We start from the raw sequence: 17,254 nt of genomic DNA, 5'->3' as shown, positions 1-17,254 counted from the left end.
TCGAACCCTGACTCATGCCTAACCGCTCGGTTTTTTTCGTCTCGGACGGCACCGGCATCGCCGCCGAGACGTTCGGCAACTCCATCCTGGCCCAATTCGACGTCCAGCCGCACCGCATCCGGCTGCCGTTCGTCGATACCGTTGAAAAGGCCGTGCATGCGGTGGATCGCATCAACGAGGTCGAGCGCGCCGAGGGCAAGCAGCCCATCGTGTTCGTCACCCTGGTGCACCCGGAGGTTCTCGACATCATTCAAGGTGCGCGGGCGCTGGTGCTCGATCTGTTCAACAGCTTCGTGCAGCCGCTGGAAGTGGCGTTTGGCGCCAAATCCAATCACCGCATCGGCCGTTTCTCGGACGCGGCGTACAGCCCGCAGTACCACAACCGCATCGATGCCATCAATTTTTCGCTGATGCACGATGACGGTCAGTCCACCCGCAATCTGGCCGAGGCCGAAGTCATTCTGGTGGGCGTGTCGCGCTGCGGCAAGACGCCCACGTCGCTCTATCTGGCGATGCAGCATGGCGTGCGGGCGGCAAACTATCCGCTCATTCCGGACGATTTCGAGCGCATGCGCCTGCCCGATGGGCTGAGCGGTCTGCGGCACAAGCTGTTCGGGCTGTCGATCACCCCCGAGCGCCTGAGTGAAATTCGCACGGAACGCCGTCCGAACAGCCGCTACGCTGCGCTGGACAACTGCCGATACGAGGTGAGCGAGGCGGAGAAGCTCATGCGCCGCGAAGGCATCCGCTGGCTGTCGTCCACGCACAAATCCATCGAAGAAATCGCCACCACCATCCTGCAGCAAATCCGCCCGGATCGACTGGAGTACTGAAAGCATCTCGCCATGCGTGAAGACGACAAAAACGCCTACCTCCTGGGATTCGCCTCCACCCAGCAGAAAATCCCCGAGCGCGAGGAAGCCCTGCCGATCGACCCGGACCGCGCGCTGCATCCGCTGATCGGGCTGATGGTGGACGCGGGCACCGATCTGTCGGGCACGATGGCTGCCGACCGGCGCGTGCGCATTCTGCCGCTGACCATCCAGTGGCCCGGGCGCACCCTGCTGGACAAGGGAACCGCCGAGGTGCGCACCGTGGCGCGGCAGCTCAGCCACGAGCGCATCCGCAGCGCCGAGGTCAGCGCGCCCTCGGTCGATGCGTTGAGCTACCGCATGCATCCCCATCTGGCGCTCAATTTCGATCGCCTGCTGCTGCTCGCCACCCATCCGGCGCTGGTTGAAGCCAGCCGCAGCGTCGAGCAGATGGTGCAGCAGCACGAGGAAGAAATCACCCATCTGCGCCGCGAGCGCCAGCTCAGACCCGACTACGCCCTGCAGGTCGTCAACAGCCGCTCGCTGCTGAGTGGCCCTGCCCTGCAGGCGCGCCTGTTGCTGCACGCTCCGGAACTGATCGCCGGCGATCTCCCCGGTCTGGCACGCTTTGCCAACACCCTGGCCGAGCAGACCGAGGTCTGGCTGGCGCCAGGCCATCCGGCAGACATTGCGTTCACCCTGGGCAGACTGGAACACCCCGATCTGGCGCCCTGGGTGCAGGCCTGCAGCCCGCGCCTGACCCAGATCATGCACCGCTATCCGGTGCTGAGCTGCACGGCGGGGCGGTTCGGTCTGGAATCCCGCACGAGCAAATGGAAGTCGGCCGCTGCACAGGTCATTGATGCTGCGGCGCTTGCGATCCGCTCGGGTCAACTGCGTTACCCGCTCATCCAGATCAGCTATGACGGCAGCATTCGCGAGTTGCGCGACTGGCCTGAAATGCAGGCGCTGAAAAAACTGGCCGCCGAACATGAAGTCAAGCTCCATGTCACCCACATGAGCCTGGGCGGACGGGTCTGGGCTTCGGCGCAGTCGCTCTCGCTGGCCCTCATCCGTCAAACGTCGGATTGAAGAAGCCGTTCAGCCGGCCATGCTGAACTGGGATTGGCGCACGCCTTCGTAGAGGCAGATCGCAGCTGACGCCGCGACATTGAGCGACTCGATGCCGTCGGCCTGCGGAATGCGCACCAGTGCCGAGCACTTGGCCACCAGCGCATCGGAAATGCCCTGCCCCTCGTTACCGAAAATCCAGGTGACGGGCTGCTTCAGATCGAGCTCGTACAGCACCGTGTCCGCCTGCATGTGCGTGGCGTAGATCGGGCGCGGGACGATGTTGAGCACCTGCTCCCAAGGCGGATCTTCAAACACCGGAATGACGAAGTGCGCGCCCATGGCCGCGCGCAGGACCTTGGGCGACCACACCCCAGCGCAGCCGCGCAACAGATAGACCGCGCCGCAACCCGCCGCTGCCGCAGTGCGCAACATGGTGCCGACATTGCCGGCGTCCTGCACCCGGTCGAGAATGAGGGCGGTGCCGGGCTTGGGCTTGCCGGTCTTTGGGCGCGCGATCAGCATGCCCACCGGAGGACCGTTTTCGACCGCAGTGATCCAGTTGAACAGCGCCTGATGCAGCACCACGGTCTGCGTCGTGCCGACGCGCTCCACCAGGGCGGCGATTTCCGGGTCGAGCAGGCCGGTATCGGTGGTGATCAGCGGCTCTGCCGCATGGCCTGCAGCCAGCGCGGCCTCGATGAGATGAATGCCCTCCAGCCAGACCTGCCCGTGCTTGCGCACCGCGCCGGGTTCTGTGGACAGGCTGCGCAAGATCTTGATCAGCGGGTTTTCAGCCGAGGTAATGCGCTTCAAGGCAGGGCATCCTTCAACGAGGGGGCGTGAGCAAACGCCGGATGGGAGCAAAGCTGCGACGATGTGCCGCACAGGGTCCCAGTGTAAGCAAAGCGGCCTGATGCGCCGCCGTTCCATAGCCGCTGTGGCGCTCGAAACCGTAGCCCGGATAGCGCTTGGCAAGATCGGCCATCAGGCCATCCCGATAGACCTTGGCAATGATCGAGGCCGCACTGATGGCAGGGTGCGACGCATCTCCACCCACGATCGCGCGGCAGGGCATGGACACGGTGGGCGTCTGGTTGCCATCGACCAGCAGCAGGTCGACCGGGCACTGCAGTCCGGCCACGGCGCGCTGCATGGCCCGCAGCGTGGCCTGGAGAATATTGAGTCGATCGATTTCTTCGACACTGCATTCGGCAATGTTCCAAGCCAGGCTCTGCGCGCGGATCTGCGCGTCGAGCTGCACGCGGCGGCGCGCGCTCAGCGTCTTGGAGTCGGCCAGCCCGGCGATGGGCCGGGCAGGATCGAGCACCACGGCGGCAGCCACCACGGGCCCCGCCCAGGGGCCGCGGCCCACCTCGTCGCACCCGGCGATCAGGCCGTCTGGCGCGGCTCCGCCTGGCCCGAACAGTGCAGTCTGCGTCATGGGGCCGCCACCATGTCGAGAATTGCCTGCGCGGCGAGTGCCGCCGTGTCACGCCGCAGGCTGAGATGCATCTCCATGAAACGGTCGTGCAGTTGACGCTGCTGCGCGGCATCGTCGAGCAGGCCATTGGCAGCCTGCGCCAAGGCCTCGGGTGTGCAGTCATGCTGCAGCAGCTCGGGCACCAGGCGGGTGCCCGCGAGAATGTTGGGCAAGCCAACATCGGGCAGATAGCCGCGTCCGGACATCATCCGCCAGGACAACGCCGACATGCGATAGCCAATCACCATGGGCCGCTTGAACAGGGCGCATTCCAGTGTGGCGGTGCCGCTGGCGACAATGGCCAGATTGCAGGCCGCCATGGCGACATGCGACTGGCCGTCGATCAAGATCAGAGGCAGAGTGGGATGCGCTGCGGCAGCCTGGAGCACCATGGGCTTGAGACTGGGGTGTGCAATCGGCACCACCACGGAAGATGCCAGGCCGCGCTGCACCAGCAGGGCGGCGGCGCCGAGGAAAGGAGCGATGAGATGCCTGACTTCGGCGCGGCGGCTTCCGGGCAGCACCGCGAGCACCTGTGCGTCTGCCGACACCCCCAGCGCGCGACGCGCCGCGCCGCGGTCGGGATCGAGCGGAATGACCTCGGCGAGCGGATGGCCGATATACGTGGCCTTCACCCCGGTCTCGGCGTAGATGGCGGGCTCGAACGGGAAGACGCACAGCATGTGATCCACCGCCTGCCGGATGAGGTCGATGCGTTCACGCCGCCAGGCCCAGATCGATGGGCTCACCATGTGCACCACCGGAACACCGACCTGCCGCAGGCGGCGTTCGAGCTGCAGATTGAAGTCGGGGGCATCGACGCCGACAAACACCGCAGGCGGCCGGGCCGTGAGCCGCTGACGCAGCTTGCGGCGCATCAGCAGGAGCTCTGGCAGGCGGGCCAGCACGTCGGCATAACCATTGACCGCCAGGCGCTCGCTCTGCCACCAGGCGTCGAACCCTGCCGCCTGCATGTGTGGGCCGCCGATGCCGACCATGCGCATGTCCGGCGCCCTGGCATGCAGGGCGTGCAACACATGCGAGGCCAGCAGATCGCCGGACGACTCCCCCGCGACGAAAGCCAGCGTGCCGGAAGCCATCTCCTGCTCAGGGGCGGACGATGCCGCGCCCGGGGTGCGAGAGAAAGTTCTGCAGCAAAGCCAGCGCGTCTGCGGCCTGCGCGTGATCCGACGCGAGATCCGCCAGCGCGCCGCGTGCCTGTTCCAGCGTCAGTCCCTGGCGGTAGAGCAGACGGTAGGCTGTGCGCAGCGCGGCGATCTGCTCGGCAGAGTAGCCACGGCGGCGCAGCCCTTCGGTATTGATGCCATGCGGCTTGGCTGGATTTCCCGCGACCAGGGTGTAGGGCGGAACATCCTGCAGGATGACCGAACTGATCCCAGTCATCACATGGGCGCCGACACGCACGAACTGATGCACCCCGGTGTAGCCGCCCAGCACCGCCCAGTCCCCGACCTGCACATGACCAGCAAGCTGTGCGTTGTTGGCGAAGATGGTGTGGCTGCCCACCTGGCAGTCGTGGGCAATGTGCACGTAGGCCATGATCCAGTTGTCGTCGCCCACACGGGTGACGCCACCGTCCTGCACCGTGCCGATGTGCAGGGTGCAGTACTCGCGGATCACATTGCGGTCACCGATCTCCAGCGCGGTGTCCTCTCCCTTGAACTTCTTGTCTTGCGGCTCGCCGCCGATGACGCTGAACGGATGCAGGCGGTTGTCCGCACCAATGCGCGTGCGCCCTTCAACGATGACATGCGCACCGATGCGCGTGCCTGAGCCAATGCGCACCTGAGGGCCGATCAGCGCATAGGGACCGATTTCGACGTCATCGGCAATCTCCGCGCGAGGATCGACCTGCGCCGTGGAATGAATCGTCGGCATGCTGGTTCAGGATACGCTGCGTTCGGTGCACATCAGATCGGCCTGTGCGACCACGCGCCCATCCACCGAGGCTTCCGCAGTGAACTTGTAGATGCCGCGCATGTTGCGCGTCATCTCGACATAGAGGTGCAGTTGATCACCCGGCACCACTGGCTGCTTGAAACGCGCGTTGTCGATGCCCACGAGGTAATACAGCGATCCTGCCGCCGGGGTCTTGCCCACCGAGCCAAACGCCAGAATGCCCGAAGCCTGCGCCAATGCCTCGAGGATGAGCACGCCGGGCATGATGGGCTTTTGCGGAAAGTGGCCCGTGAAGAACGGCTCGTTGACTGTCACGTTCTTGTAGGCCTTGATGTACTTGCCATTGACTTGCTCGACCACGCGATCGACCAGCAACATGGGGTAGCGGTGCGGCAGGAGTTCAAGAATCTGGAGGATGTCGTGCGTGGTCGTCATGTCGTTTGGTCTGTTTTCAAGGACGCGAGTTGATGTTCAAGGCTGCGAATGCGGTCGCGCAACTGGTGCAACTGACGCACCGTGGCGGCATTGCGTTCCCAGTTGGCGTGGGTGTCCAGCGGAAAGGCGCCGGTGTACATGCCGGGCTGGTGCACCGAGCGCGATACCAGCGACATGCCGCCGATGACCACGCCATCGGCAATGCTCAGATGCCCGGCAATGCCCACGCCACCACCGATGAAGCAATACGCACCGATCTGCGCACTGCCGGACACGCCGACACAGCCGGCCAGCGCCGTGTGCGCGCCGATGCGCACGTTGTGCGCGATCTGCACCAGGTTGTCGATCTTCACCCCCGTGCCGATTTCGGTATTGTCGAGCGCGCCGCGGTCGATGGTGCTGTTGGCGCCCACTTCCACATCATCCGCCAGCACAGCAATCCCGACCTGGGCGATCTTGACGCCTGCGCCCTCCGCGTCGCGCGCATAGCCAAAGCCATCGCTGCCGACCACAGCCCCGGACTGCAGCACGCAGCGCGCGCCCAGAATGCAGCCCCAACCCACCACACTGCGCGGATGCAGCACGGAGTCGGCGCCGATCACCGCATCGCGACCCACATGACTGCCCGACCCGACGTGCACGCCCTCGGCAATGCGCGCCCCGGCCTCGATCACGGCAAACGCATCGACCCGTGCCAGATCGGAGACCTGAGCCGACGGATCGATGTGTGCGAGCGGGTGACGGCCAGCCTCAAACGCAGGCTGGCGCAGCCGCCAGAACCATTGCGACAGACGCGCGTAATAGAGATAGGGATCCTGCGCAAAGATGGCATTGCCCGAAGGCGGCAGTTCGCCCCTCAGTGCGGCAGGCAGGATGATCGCTGCTGCCTGGCTCTGTGCGATTTGCGCACGCAGCTTGGGGCGGCTCAGAAAGGTGATGCCCGTCCTGTCGGCTGAACCGATGGGCTGGATACGCTCAACCCGCGTTTGCGGGTTTCCGACCAACTCTCCGCCAAGGCGGGCAACGATCTGCTCAAGCGTCAACCCGTCCATGGAACTACCGGGCATCGGGACTGCAGGTGGGCTCACTTGCCCGACTGTGCGTCCAGTGCCTTGAGCACCTTGTCGGTGATGTCGATCCGCGGGTTCACGTACACCGCTTCCTGGAAGATGATGTCGTAGTGATCTTTCAGGGCAATGTCGCGCACCACCTTGTTGGCCTTGTCCAGCACCGAGGCCAGTGCTTCATTGCGGCGCGCATTCAGATCTTCCGAAAACTCGCGTTGCTTGCGCTGAAACTCGCGGTTCATGTCGACGAGGTTCTGCTGCGCCTTGATGCGATCGGCGTCCGACATCACCGGGCCGTTCTTTTCAAGATTCTCGTTGGCGGTCTTGATCTTGGCCGCCATGTCCTGGAGTTCCTTGTCGCGCTTGGAAAACTCCGACTCCAGCTTTTGCTGTGCCGCCTTGGCCAGGGTGGAATCCTTCAGCACCCGCTCGGTATTGATGAAGCCGATTTTCATCGGCGCATTGGCGGCCGCACCCGATGCGGGCGCGGCAGTTTGCGCCATGACCGGGGTGCAGGCAAGGAAAGCAGATGCACAGACTGCGGCAAGAAGTGAACGTGACATGGTGTGGAATTTCATGGAAATCAAATGAGGTTAGAACCCGGCGCCGACAGTGAACTGGAAACTCTGAAGTTTATCGGTGGTTTTGTCGCGAATCGGCTTGGCGATGCTGAACTTCAACGGCCCGATGGGCGAAATCCAGGACACCCCGATGCCGATGGACGAGCGCATGTCGCTCAGGCTGACTTTCTGGTTCTCTCCCCAGACATAGCCGTTGTCATTGAACACCGACATGCGCAGGGAACGGTCTGCCCCGGTGCCGGGGAACGGAAACTGGTATTCGAAATCGGCAATCAGCATCTTGCCGCCGCCCAGGGCATTGCCTTGCGCATCCTGCGGGCCGAGAGAGCTTTGCTGGAAGCCACGTACCGTGCCGATGCCGCCCGCATACAGATTCTTGAAAATGGGCAGTGGCTGGCCATTGAGTCCATGCGCGTAGCCCACCAGGCCGTTGAAGGCAAGATTGGTGTTGCGGGTGATGGGCTGGTATTGCTGATACTGATAGGTGATCCGGTCATAGCGCAAGGTGCTGAACGGACTGATCTCGAAACTCAGGCGCTGATAACGGCCGTCGGTCGGCACCAGGGCGCTGTTGCGGCTGTCACGCTGCCAGCCGATGGTCAGCGGCACACCGCTGGACGTCTTGCCAAACTGGTTGACGTAGGCAATGTAGGACGCAGGTGCGCCCGGCGACAGATCCAGCGTGTAGCGCTCGAACCCGGCGCCGAAGAACACCCGGTCGACTTCGGTGAACGGAATGCCGAACTGCAGATTGAAGCCCGGCGTGACGATCTTGTAGTTGTTGCCCTGGCTGGTGTAGGGCTGGATGGTGCGGTAGTAGGCGTTCACCGTGCGGCTGATGCCGTCTTCCGTGAAGTACGGATTGGTGCTCGACACCGACAGGGTGCGGTAGTAGCTCGAGGTATTGAAATCGACCGCGAGGTTGTTGCCGCTGCCGAAGATGTTGTCCTGACTGATCCCGGCGTTGAATGACAGCTTGTCTGCACTGGAAAACCCCACACCGAGCGACAGGCTGCCCGTGGGTTTTTCTTCGACGTTCATGTCGAGATCGACCTGGTCGTTGGTGCCGGGCACCTCGCGCGGCTGCAGGGTCACGCTCTTGAAATAGCCCAGTCGATCGACCCGGTCGCGAGACAGTTTGATGCGGTCGGTGTCGTACCAGGAGTCTTCGTATTGCCGGAACTCGCGGCGGATCACTTCGTCGCGCGTGCGGGTGTTGCCTGCAATGTCGATGTGGCGCACATAAATGCGCTTTCCCGGCTCTGCGGTGATGGTGAACGCAACCTGATCGGTCGCCCGGTCGATCACCGGCTTGGCCTCCACCCGGGCGAATGCGTAGCCATAGACACCGAACTGGTTGGAGATGGCCTTGACGCTGTCGTTCAGGGCCTGCGCGCTATAGGTCTCGCCGGGCTTGAGCTTGACCAGAGCGCGGAATTCATCATCCTGTCCGAGATAATTCCCGGCAAGCTGATAGGAGGAGACCGTGTACTTCGGCCCTTCGTGAATGTTGACCGTGATGTAGATGCCGTCCTTGTCCGGCGACAGCGCCACCTGCGTGGACTCGATGCGAAAGTCGAGATAGCCGCGATCCTGGTAGTACGAGCGCAGGGTTTCCAGGTCGGTATTGAGCTTGGCCTTGGAATACTGGTCGTCCTTGGTATACCAGCTCAGCCAGCCTGGTGTGCTGAGCGAAAACAGGCCCAGCAATGTGCCTTCGCTGTACACCTTGTTGCCCACCACGCGAATGGCCCGGATCTTGGCAATCTGCCCCTCGACCACGGTGAACAGCACATTGACCCGGTTGCGGGGCAAGGGCGTTGTGGTGACATTGACTTCGGTGTCGTAGAAGCCCTTGGCCAGATATTGCTGCTTGAGTTCCTGCACGGCCTGGTCGATCAACGCCTGGTCATACGGACGCGCCTCGGCCAGACCAACCGCAGCCAATGCCGTGGTCAGCGCCTTTTTGTCGAACTCCTTGGTTCCGGAAAATTCGACCCCGGCAATCGTCGGCCGCTCTTCCACGATGATGGTCACGACATCGTTGTCGGTCTCGATGCGGACGTTCTTGAACAGGCCCGTGGCGAACAGCGCGCGGATGGCTGCCGCGCCGCTTTCAGGCGTGTAGGTCTGGCCTACACGAAAAGGCAGATAGCTGAAGACTGTGCCCGGCTCGGTTCTTTGCAGACCGTCGACCCGGATGTCCTTGATGGTGAACGATTCAGCTGCGTGTGCTTGCACGCCTGCAACGGCAACCACAACCGCCGTCGCACAACGAAGTGCGGGAGAAAACCTCAAATTGACCTCGAGCTGGATTAGTGCATCTGCCCGAGCAAGCGGGTCAGATCGTTGTAGAGGGCGATGGCCATCATCGTGGCGATGACCGCGAGACCGCCTTGCTGCAGCCTTTCCTGCCAACGCTGCGAGACGCTGCGCCGGGTCAATCCCTCGTACGCATAATACAGGAGATGCCCCCCATCCAGAACCGGCAGAGGCAGCAGATTGAGCACGCCAAGACTGACGCTGACCACCGCCAGAAAGCTGAGGTAAGCCATCCATCCCAGCTCGGCGCTCTTGCCTGCGTAGTCGGCAATGGTGACCGGGCCGCTGAGGTTCTGCAACGAGGCCTGACCGATCACGATGCGGCCCAGGGTCTTGAGCGTCAGCACCGAAAGATCCCAGGTGCGCTGCGCGCCGTTCTGCAATGCCTGCAGCGGATTGCGCTCCACCTTGACCGTGGGAATGTCGCCGCCGAGCAGGGCCTCGATGCGCCACACACGCTTGCCGCCCACAAGCACGGACGTGGGCTGCAGCTGCGCACTGAACACGGCATCACCGCGGCGCACCTGCAATTGCAGCACCTTGCCGCCGGATTGCTGGATGGCACGCATCAATGCATCCGCGGTGGTGATTGGCTTGCCATCCACTGCAGTGATCCGGTCTCCGGCTCGCAGACCACTGCGCTGCGCCGGCCCGCCTGCGACCACTTCACGAATTTCGGCGGGTGGGCTCTGCAGATGCAGGCCGAAACTGGTGAGGAACCCGGCGCTTTCGGCAGCCCCTGAGCTGGCGGAAAAATCCAGCGGAATCTGGCGTTGCAGCGTCTGTGCAGGGGATTGAACGATGAGATCGAGCCGGTCACCATTCATCGCCGCGTTCAGCAGCCTCCAGCGCAAGTCGGTCCAGCTTTTCACCTCCAGGGTGGTACCTGCCTGCGCAATGGCTGTCACGCGCTCACCGCCCTGCACACCGGCAATTGCTGCCGGAGACTGCGCGGGCGGCGCACCCAGAATGGCAACGGGTTCACGCACGCCAACCATCGCCACCACGGCGAACAGCGCGACAGCGAGCAGGAGATTGGCAGCAGGTCCGGCAGCCACGATGGCCGCACGCCTGGACAGACTCTGCCGGTTGAACGCACGCGGCAATTCGGCCTCGGCCACCGCGCCCTCGCGCTCGTCGAGCATGCGCACATAGCCCCCCAGCGGGATGGCCGCGAGGACAAATTCCGTCTTGTCTGCGCCCTGCGTCCAGCGCAGCAGGGGTTTGCCAAAGCCGATGGAAAATCGCAACACCTTGACACCGGAGGCGACCGCGACGCGGTAATGGCCGTACTCATGGATGGTGATGAGCACACCGAGTGCAAAGGCAAACGCCAGCAGGGTAATGAGCAGGTTCATGGTCTCGTCTCAGGCAATTGGCGCAGCACACCGCTCGGATCAGACCGATAGCCGCACGACACGCTGTTGCGCCTGGAGCCGGGTCTGGGTGTCGAGTTCAGCCAGGGCATCCAGGGAATCGCACTGCGCGCATTCTGCACTGGCGAGCAAGTCGGCATTGATGCGGTGGATATCGGTGAAACGGATGCGCTGGCGCAGGAACGCATCGACCGCCACTTCGTTGGAGGCATTGAGCACCGCGCAGGCGCCGACCGGCATGCGCAGGGCATCGAATGCCAGTGCCAGCCCGGGGAAGCGCTGCGCATCGGGCTGCTCGAAGTCCAGCCGACCGATGCGCGCCAGATCCAGCCAAGGCGCACCCGATGCGATGCGCTCTGGATACGACAGCCCGTAGGCGATCGGCGTGCGCATGTCGGGCTGGCCGAGCTGGGCCAGCACCGAGCCGTCGAGATAGTTGACCATCGAATGCACGATGCTCTGCGGGTGGATCAGCACCTCGATCTGCTCCGGCCGCATGCCGAACAGATAGTGCGCCTCGATGACCTCCAGCGCCTTGTTCATCATGGTGGCGGAATCAACCGAAATCTTCGCGCCCATGCTCCAGTTCGGATGGGCGCAGGCTTCCTGCGGCGTGACCGCATGCAACGATTGCGGATCGCGCTGGCGGAACGGCCCGCCGGACGCGGTCAGCACAATGTTGCGCACGTCCGCCTGCCAGCGGCTTCGGTCTGCGGGCAGGCTTTGCAGGATGGCACTGTGTTCGCTGTCGATGGGAATCAGGTCGCCACCGCCTTGCTCCAGCGCGGTCAGCAACAGGTCTCCGGCCACGACCAGAGACTCCTTGTTGGCGAGCAACAGACGCTTGCCCGAACGTGCCGCCGCCAGGCTTGCGGCCAATCCGGCCGCGCCGACGATGGCGGCCATCACCAGATCCACCTCAGGCGCGGAGGCGACATCCTCCAGAGCACGCGGGCCGCTCAGAACCTCCGTCGCGCAGCCCGCGGCGCGCAGACGCTGCTGCAGATCACGGGCAGCAGGTGCATCGCCCAGTACCGCATACACCGGATGAAACGCCAGGCATTGCGCCAGCAGCTTGTCGGCATTGCTGTGCGCCGCCAGCGCAAACACGCGAAAGCGCTCGGGATGCAGCGCCAGCACGGACAGCGTGTTGGTTCCGATGGACCCCGTGGAGCCGAGAACGGTGATTGTCTTCATAGCGCCAGCAACAGCAGGGCCAGGGGCAGCACGGGAAGCAGGGCATCGATCCGGTCGAGAACGCCACCGTGACCCGGCAGCAGCTTGCCGCTGTCTTTCACTCCGGCTGCGCGCTTGAGAAGAGACTCGAACAGATCCCCTGCGATTGCAAAGACCAGCAGCGCAACCACGACCAGCAACAGACCAGCCCAGCCGAGGCGGATTTGAATCTGCGAAAAATAATTGGGCAGGCGGGACGACAACCCCACGCAGATGGCCGCGTAGAGCAGTGTGGCTGCCAACGCAGTCCAGGCACCGGCGCGGGTCTTGCCCGGGCTGATGGCCGGCGCGAGCTTGCTGCGCCCCCAGGCCCGCCCACCGAAATAGGCCGCAATGTCCGCTGCCCACACCATCGCCAGGAGCGACAACAGAAAGACCGCGCCCTGCGCGCGCAACTCCACCAGCGCCAGCCAGGCAGCCAGCAGCAGCAGAAAACCAAGCAGTGTCAGAACGCCCGGGTGGCGCAGCCCGGCAGGCACGCGCGCGCGCGGCAGACTCAGCCCCAACAGCAGCAGCCACGCGCCACTGCAGGCCGTCCAGAACCAGATCCAGTCCGCGGACATGAGCCAGGCCTTCTGCCGCAACAGCCAGAGCAAGGCACCTGCAACCACACTCCAGGCAAGCGACCACGCGAGCAGTGCGCTCCAGCGGCGGTAGCCCGCCAATCGCACCCACTCGCCCATGCCCACGGTGCAGAATGCCAAGGCCAGCAGGGCGAACGGCAAGGGATCACGCAGAAACAGCGTGGGCAGGAGCAGTGCCATCAGCACCAAGGCCGTCAGGATGCGCTGTCGCAGCATGTGATGCAGTCTTGCTTGCGGCCGCTTCAGGCCGCAGCGCGGGATTTGGCTTCAGGGACGCCACCGAAACGACGCTGACGATGCGCGAAGTCGGTCAGTGCCGCATCGAACGCTTCGGGACTGAAATCGGGCCAGAGGATGTCGGTGAAATACAGCTCGGTATACGCCAGTTGCCAGAGCATGAAATTGCTGATGCGATGTTCCCCGCCGGTGCGGATCAGCAGATCCGGGTCGGGCGAATGCGCCAGTGCCAGATGCCGCGCAATGCCCTCTGCCGACGGAACCTCGCCAGTCGCAGCCAGAGCCTGCGCCGCCTGCAGCATGTCCCAGCGGCCGCCGTAGTTCAAGGCGACATTGAGCACCAGGGTTGTGTTGTCGCGGGTCAGCGCTTCGGACTGCGCGATCAGTCCGCGCATCTCGTCGGAAAACGCCGACAGATCGCCAACCACACGCAACCGCACGCCCTGCTTGGCCAATTCAGGTGATTCGCGCTGCAGCGCCTTGACGAACAGATCCATCAAGGTCTGCACCTCCTCGGCCGGTCGTGTCCAGTTTTCCGAGGAGAACGCAAAGACCGTGAGATGCGCCACGCCGATTTCTGCGCAGTGGCGCACAATTTTTTTCAGCGCATCCACGCCGAATTTGTGCCCCGAGGAGCGCGGCAGGAATCGGCGCTGCGCCCAGCGACCATTGCCATCCATGACCACCGCCACATGCCGCGGCAGGGTGGAGGGCTCGCGCTTGTGGTCTGGTTTCTTGCTCATGCGTTGGAGTTGGGGTCAGGGCAGCGGAAAGACCGGGCTGTGCATGCAACAGGCTCAGACCGCCATGATCTCGGCTTCTTTCTGCGTCAGCAGCTTGTCGATCTCGACAATGCAACGATCGGTGAGCTTTTGCACGTCGTCCTGCGCACGGCGCTCGTCGTCCTCAGAAATCTCTTTTGCTTTGACGAGGTCTTTGAAACTTTGGTTCGCATCACGTCGCAGATTGCGCACCGCGATCTTGGCCCCCTCGCCTTCCTGCTTGATGACCTTGACCAGATCGCGGCGGCGCTCCTCGGTCAGCGCGGGCATGGGGACACGAATGATGTCACCCTGCGTTTGCGGGTTGAGACCGAGATCGGATTCGCGAATCGCCTTCTCCACGGCCTGCACCATCTTCTTTTCCCACGGCTGCACGCTGATGGTGCGGGCATCGACCAGGTTCATGTTGGCCACCTGATTGATCGCCATCATCGTGCCGTAGTAGTCGACCATCACATGATCGAGCAGGCCGGTGTGCGCGCGGCCGGTCCGCACCTTGGCCAGATCGAGCTTGAGCGCCTCGATCGACTTGTGCATTTTTTCTTCGGTTGTCTTCTTGATCTCTGCGATTCCCATGATGCACTCCACAAACGGTTTGTGATGTTCAGACGTAGACGTCCGTCCCTTCGTCAGCGCCCTGCACCACGCGCATCAGGGCGCCCGGCTTGAAAATGCTGAACACGCGGATGGGCATTTTCTGATCACGGCACAGTGCAAAGGCCGTTGCGTCCATGACCTGCAGGCGCTGGGCGATGGCCTCGTCGAAACTGATGCGCGCATAGCGCTGCGCGTTGGGATCGCTTGCCGGATCGGCCGTGTAGATGCCGTCCACCTTGGTGGCCTTGAGCATGACCTCGGCGCCGATCTCGGCAGCACGCAGTGCAGCCGCCGTATCGGTGGTGAAAAAGGGGTTGCCGGTACCGCCGGCGAAAATCACCGACTTGCCTTCATCCAGATATTGCAGCGCCTTCGGACGCACATACGACTCGACGACCTGGTCGATCGCAATGGCCGACATGACGCGCGGCTGCAGGCCGGCATGTTTCATCGCATCGCTGAGCGCCAGCGAGTTCATCACCGTGGCCAGCATGCCCATGTAGTCTGCGGTCGCCCGGTCCATGCCGACCGCACCGCCGGCCACACCACGAAAAATGTTTCCGCCGCCGATGACGATGCCCAGTTGCACCCCGGAGTGCACCACCTCGGCAATGTCGCGCACCATGCCCTCGATGGTGGAACGGTTGATGCCGTAGGCATCGTCGCCCATCAGGGCCTCGCCCGAAAGCTTGAGCAATACACGTTGATAACCGGACATGGTTACTCCAGGCAGGCTAGAAAAAACATTCAGCGCAAGTCAGGAACGGCTGTCGCGCGCTCGACCACAGGCGACCTCTGCCTGGGTCAGGCGCGCAACCGCGTTCAGCCTTGCTTGGCCGCAGCCATTTGCGCGGCCACTTCCTCGGCAAAATTCTCCGACTTTTTTTCGATGCCTTCGCCCACGACGTACATGGTGAATCCGTGCACCGTGGTGTTGGCTGCCTTGAGCATCTGCGCAACGGTCTGCTTGTCGTTCTTCACGAACACCTGATCGAGCAGCGAGACTTCCTTCAGATACTTCTGCACCGAACCCTCCACCATCTTGGCGACGATGTCGGCCGGCTTGCCGGACTCGGCCGCCTTCTGCGACGCAATGGAGCGCTCTTTCTCGACAAGGTCTGCGGGCACCTCGGCGGACGACAGCGCCACCGGCTTCATTGCCGCGATGTGCATCGCCACGTCCTTGGCCGCCACGTCATCGCCGGTGTACTCGACCATCACGCCGATGCGTGTGCCGTGCAGATAGCTCACCAGCTTGCTGTTGCCCGCAAAGCGCTTGAAGCGGCGAATGGTCATGTTCTCACCGATCTTGCCGATCAGCTTGCTGCGGCGCGACTCAATGGTTTCGCCGTCCAGGGTCAGCGCGGACAGCGCCGCCACATCTGCCGGGTTCTGCTCAGCGATCAGCTTGGTCAGGTCTTTGCCAAAGGCGAGGAAATCATCATTCTTGGCAACGAAGTCGGTTTCGCAGTTGAGCTCGACCAGTGCGCCCGTGGTGCCGTTGATGAATGCCGCCACAATGCCTTCTGCCGTCACGCGCGATGCCGCCTTGCTGGCCTTGCTGCCCAGCTTCACGCGCAGGATTTCCTCGGCGCGATCCATGTCGCCCTCAGCCTCGGTCAGCGCCCTCTTGCACTCCATCATCGGGGCGTCGGTCTTGGCACGCAGTTCGGCCACCATGCTTGCGGTAATTGCCGCCATCGTTGAACTCCTTGAAATCAAAAACTGGAAATGCGATTGAAAAAAAGGGGCTGTGTGTCGCAGCCCCGGATTGGTTCAGGCCTGTGCAGCGGGCCGTTGCAGGGTATTCATGTCGCCATCAGGCTGCAGGGGACTCTTCCTGGACTTCGACAAATTCGCCTTCGCCCTCGGAGACGGCTTGCACGACCTCGTTGACCGCATCGTTCTTGCCTTCGAGGATGGCGTCCGCCATGCCCTGGGCATACAGTGCAACCGCCTTTGCCGAGTCGTCATTGCCCGGAATGATGTGGCTCACGCCCAGCGGCGAATGATTGGTATCGACCACGCCGATCACGGGAATGCCCAGGGTTTGTGCTTCGGCGATGGCAATCTTGTGATAGCCGACGTCGATGACAAAGAGCGCGTCCGGCAGCGCGGCCATGTCCTGAATGCCGCCGATGGATTTTTCCAGCTTTTCCATCTCGCGCTGAAAGGTCAGCGCCTCCTTCTTCGTCATCTGCTCGAGCGCACCTTCGGCCACCTGAGCCTGCATGTCCTTGAGCTTCTTGATCGAGGTCTTGACCGTCTTGAAGTTGGTCAGCATGCCACCGAGCCAACGCTGGTCGACATACGGCATGCCACAACGCTGGGCTTGCTCGCGGATGATCTCGCCCGCCTGGCGCTTGGTGCCGACAAACAGGATGGTGCCACGGCGAGCAGCCATCTGACGGGCGAACTTTGCCGCCTCGAGAAACATCGGCAAGGTCTTTTCGAGGTTGACGATGTGAATCTTGTTGCGATGGCCGTAGATGTACGGAGCCATCCTGGGGTTCCAGAAGCGGGTTTGGTGACCGAAGTGCACCCCGGCTTCCAGCATTTGACGCATAGAGACTGTCATGTTGTTTCCAATCCAAGTTGGGTCTGAAATCCGGCCCCGATTGACGCACTGCCCTGACGCTGCCCGGTGATATTCCGAGGAGATGCCGCAGTGTTCAACACCTGGTTGAGCCGGTTTGCGAGTGGTGAAACCTTGAGAGTGAGGAATCTCTTGGCACGTGAACAGATCGGGCA

18 protein-coding genes are annotated in these 17,254 nt (G+C 63.1%); 2 read left to right on the top strand and 16 right to left on the bottom strand.

Annotated elements, in window-relative coordinates:
- Window positions 1–14: 14 nt before the first annotated feature.
- Window positions 15–833: a posphoenolpyruvate synthetase regulatory kinase/phosphorylase PpsR gene (ppsR, locus tag AC1ZQA_RS06420; protein WP_482678978.1), complete on the top strand. Its 819-nt coding sequence runs from the start codon at window positions 15–17 to the stop codon at window positions 831–833.
- A 12-nt stretch (window positions 834–845) separates the two neighbouring features.
- On the top strand, window positions 846–1,904 hold the full coding sequence (locus AC1ZQA_RS06415; protein ID WP_482678977.1) for a hypothetical protein: 1,059 nt from the start codon (window positions 846–848) through the stop codon (window positions 1,902–1,904).
- Between the two features lie 9 nt (window positions 1,905–1,913).
- Here AC1ZQA_RS06415 and AC1ZQA_RS06410 read toward each other — a convergent pair whose 3' ends face one another.
- From AC1ZQA_RS06410 to rpsB, 16 genes are all read right to left on the bottom strand, one after another.
- Entirely contained in the window at window positions 1,914–2,699 is a 786-nt protein-coding gene (locus AC1ZQA_RS06410; RefSeq protein ID WP_482678976.1) for a TrmH family RNA methyltransferase, read from the bottom strand.
- Between the two features lie 13 nt (window positions 2,700–2,712).
- The gene (rnhB, locus tag AC1ZQA_RS06405; RefSeq protein WP_482678975.1) at window positions 2,713–3,327 is read right to left on the bottom strand and encodes a ribonuclease HII; all 615 of its coding nucleotides are present in this window, start codon (window positions 3,325–3,327) and stop codon (window positions 2,713–2,715) included.
- Complete coding sequence (gene lpxB, locus AC1ZQA_RS06400) at window positions 3,324–4,466, bottom strand: lipid-A-disaccharide synthase (protein WP_482678974.1); 1,143 nt, start codon at window positions 4,464–4,466, stop codon at window positions 3,324–3,326. The genes rnhB and lpxB overlap by 4 nt, the downstream gene beginning before the upstream one ends.
- Window positions 4,467–4,473: 7 nt before the next feature.
- Window positions 4,474–5,265, bottom strand: a complete 792-nt coding sequence (gene lpxA / locus AC1ZQA_RS06395) for an acyl-ACP--UDP-N-acetylglucosamine O-acyltransferase (protein ID WP_482678973.1) — start codon at window positions 5,263–5,265, stop codon at window positions 4,474–4,476.
- Between the two features lie 6 nt (window positions 5,266–5,271).
- Window positions 5,272–5,721: a 3-hydroxyacyl-ACP dehydratase FabZ gene (gene fabZ, locus AC1ZQA_RS06390; RefSeq protein WP_482678972.1), complete on the bottom strand. Its 450-nt coding sequence runs from the start codon at window positions 5,719–5,721 to the stop codon at window positions 5,272–5,274.
- On the bottom strand, window positions 5,718–6,773 hold the full coding sequence (gene lpxD, locus AC1ZQA_RS06385) for a UDP-3-O-(3-hydroxymyristoyl)glucosamine N-acyltransferase (RefSeq protein WP_482679284.1): 1,056 nt from the start codon (window positions 6,771–6,773) through the stop codon (window positions 5,718–5,720). The genes fabZ and lpxD overlap by 4 nt, the downstream gene beginning before the upstream one ends.
- Before the next feature lie 32 nt (window positions 6,774–6,805).
- Window positions 6,806–7,351, bottom strand: coding sequence for an OmpH/Skp family outer membrane protein (locus AC1ZQA_RS06380; RefSeq protein WP_482678971.1), 546 nt, complete (start codon window positions 7,349–7,351; stop codon window positions 6,806–6,808).
- Between the two features lie 30 nt (window positions 7,352–7,381).
- A complete protein-coding gene (gene bamA / locus AC1ZQA_RS06375) occupies window positions 7,382–9,685 on the bottom strand; it encodes an outer membrane protein assembly factor BamA (RefSeq protein ID WP_482679283.1) in 2,304 nt (767 codons plus the stop codon).
- Entirely contained in the window at window positions 9,685–11,049 is a 1,365-nt protein-coding gene (rseP, locus tag AC1ZQA_RS06370) for an RIP metalloprotease RseP (protein ID WP_482678970.1), read from the bottom strand. Before rseP ends, bamA begins: the two co-directional genes overlap by 1 nt.
- Before the next feature lie 39 nt (window positions 11,050–11,088).
- Window positions 11,089–12,264: a 1-deoxy-D-xylulose-5-phosphate reductoisomerase gene (ispC, locus tag AC1ZQA_RS06365; protein WP_482678969.1), complete on the bottom strand. Its 1,176-nt coding sequence runs from the start codon at window positions 12,262–12,264 to the stop codon at window positions 11,089–11,091.
- Window positions 12,261–13,103, bottom strand: a complete 843-nt coding sequence (locus AC1ZQA_RS06360; protein WP_482678968.1) for a phosphatidate cytidylyltransferase — start codon at window positions 13,101–13,103, stop codon at window positions 12,261–12,263. The genes ispC and AC1ZQA_RS06360 overlap by 4 nt, the downstream gene beginning before the upstream one ends.
- 26 nt (window positions 13,104–13,129) lie before the next feature.
- Complete coding sequence (gene uppS, locus AC1ZQA_RS06355; protein ID WP_482678967.1) at window positions 13,130–13,867, bottom strand: polyprenyl diphosphate synthase; 738 nt, start codon at window positions 13,865–13,867, stop codon at window positions 13,130–13,132.
- 54 nt (window positions 13,868–13,921) lie between these two features.
- Window positions 13,922–14,482, bottom strand: coding sequence for a ribosome recycling factor (frr, locus tag AC1ZQA_RS06350; protein WP_482678966.1), 561 nt, complete (start codon window positions 14,480–14,482; stop codon window positions 13,922–13,924).
- Between the two features lie 28 nt (window positions 14,483–14,510).
- Window positions 14,511–15,221, bottom strand: a complete 711-nt coding sequence (gene pyrH, locus AC1ZQA_RS06345) for a UMP kinase (RefSeq protein ID WP_482678965.1) — start codon at window positions 15,219–15,221, stop codon at window positions 14,511–14,513.
- A 104-nt stretch (window positions 15,222–15,325) separates the two neighbouring features.
- Window positions 15,326–16,204: a translation elongation factor Ts gene (tsf, locus tag AC1ZQA_RS06340; RefSeq protein WP_482678964.1), complete on the bottom strand. Its 879-nt coding sequence runs from the start codon at window positions 16,202–16,204 to the stop codon at window positions 15,326–15,328.
- 118 nt (window positions 16,205–16,322) lie between these two features.
- Window positions 16,323–17,081 (bottom strand): 30S ribosomal protein S2, encoded by a 759-nt coding sequence (gene rpsB, locus AC1ZQA_RS06335; protein WP_482678963.1) that lies wholly within the window; start codon window positions 17,079–17,081, stop codon window positions 16,323–16,325.
- Window positions 17,082–17,254: the final 173 nt, after the last annotated feature.

It is taken from the genome of Thiomonas sp. DCM-2 (assembly GCF_056820905.1).
The sequence above is the reverse complement of the archived record's forward strand: the minus strand, read 5'-3'. Positions and strand labels throughout refer to the sequence as shown.

Coding starts and splice junctions, on each gene's coding strand:
- ppsR (WP_482678978.1), top strand. CDS start 15: ATGCCTAACCGCTCGGTTTTTTTCGTCTCGGACGGCACCGGCATCGCC.
- AC1ZQA_RS06415 (WP_482678977.1), top strand. CDS start 846: ATGCGTGAAGACGACAAAAACGCCTACCTCCTGGGATTCGCCTCCACC.
- rnhB (WP_482678975.1), bottom strand. CDS start 3,327: ATGACGCAGACTGCACTGTTCGGGCCAGGCGGAGCCGCGCCAGACGGC.
- lpxB (WP_482678974.1), bottom strand. CDS start 4,466: ATGGCTTCCGGCACGCTGGCTTTCGTCGCGGGGGAGTCGTCCGGCGAT.
- lpxA (WP_482678973.1), bottom strand. CDS start 5,265: ATGCCGACGATTCATTCCACGGCGCAGGTCGATCCTCGCGCGGAGATT.
- fabZ (WP_482678972.1), bottom strand. CDS start 5,721: ATGACGACCACGCACGACATCCTCCAGATTCTTGAACTCCTGCCGCAC.
- lpxD (WP_482679284.1), bottom strand. CDS start 6,773: ATGGACGGGTTGACGCTTGAGCAGATCGTTGCCCGCCTTGGCGGAGAG.
- AC1ZQA_RS06380 (WP_482678971.1), bottom strand. CDS start 7,351: ATGTCACGTTCACTTCTTGCCGCAGTCTGTGCATCTGCTTTCCTTGCC.
- rseP (WP_482678970.1), bottom strand. CDS start 11,049: ATGAACCTGCTCATTACCCTGCTGGCGTTTGCCTTTGCACTCGGTGTG.
- ispC (WP_482678969.1), bottom strand. CDS start 12,264: ATGAAGACAATCACCGTTCTCGGCTCCACGGGGTCCATCGGAACCAAC.
- AC1ZQA_RS06360 (WP_482678968.1), bottom strand. CDS start 13,103: ATGCTGCGACAGCGCATCCTGACGGCCTTGGTGCTGATGGCACTGCTC.
- uppS (WP_482678967.1), bottom strand. CDS start 13,867: ATGAGCAAGAAACCAGACCACAAGCGCGAGCCCTCCACCCTGCCGCGG.
- frr (WP_482678966.1), bottom strand. CDS start 14,482: ATGGGAATCGCAGAGATCAAGAAGACAACCGAAGAAAAAATGCACAAG.
- pyrH (WP_482678965.1), bottom strand. CDS start 15,221: ATGTCCGGTTATCAACGTGTATTGCTCAAGCTTTCGGGCGAGGCCCTG.
- tsf (WP_482678964.1), bottom strand. CDS start 16,204: ATGGCGGCAATTACCGCAAGCATGGTGGCCGAACTGCGTGCCAAGACC.
- rpsB (WP_482678963.1), bottom strand. CDS start 17,081: ATGACAGTCTCTATGCGTCAAATGCTGGAAGCCGGGGTGCACTTCGGT.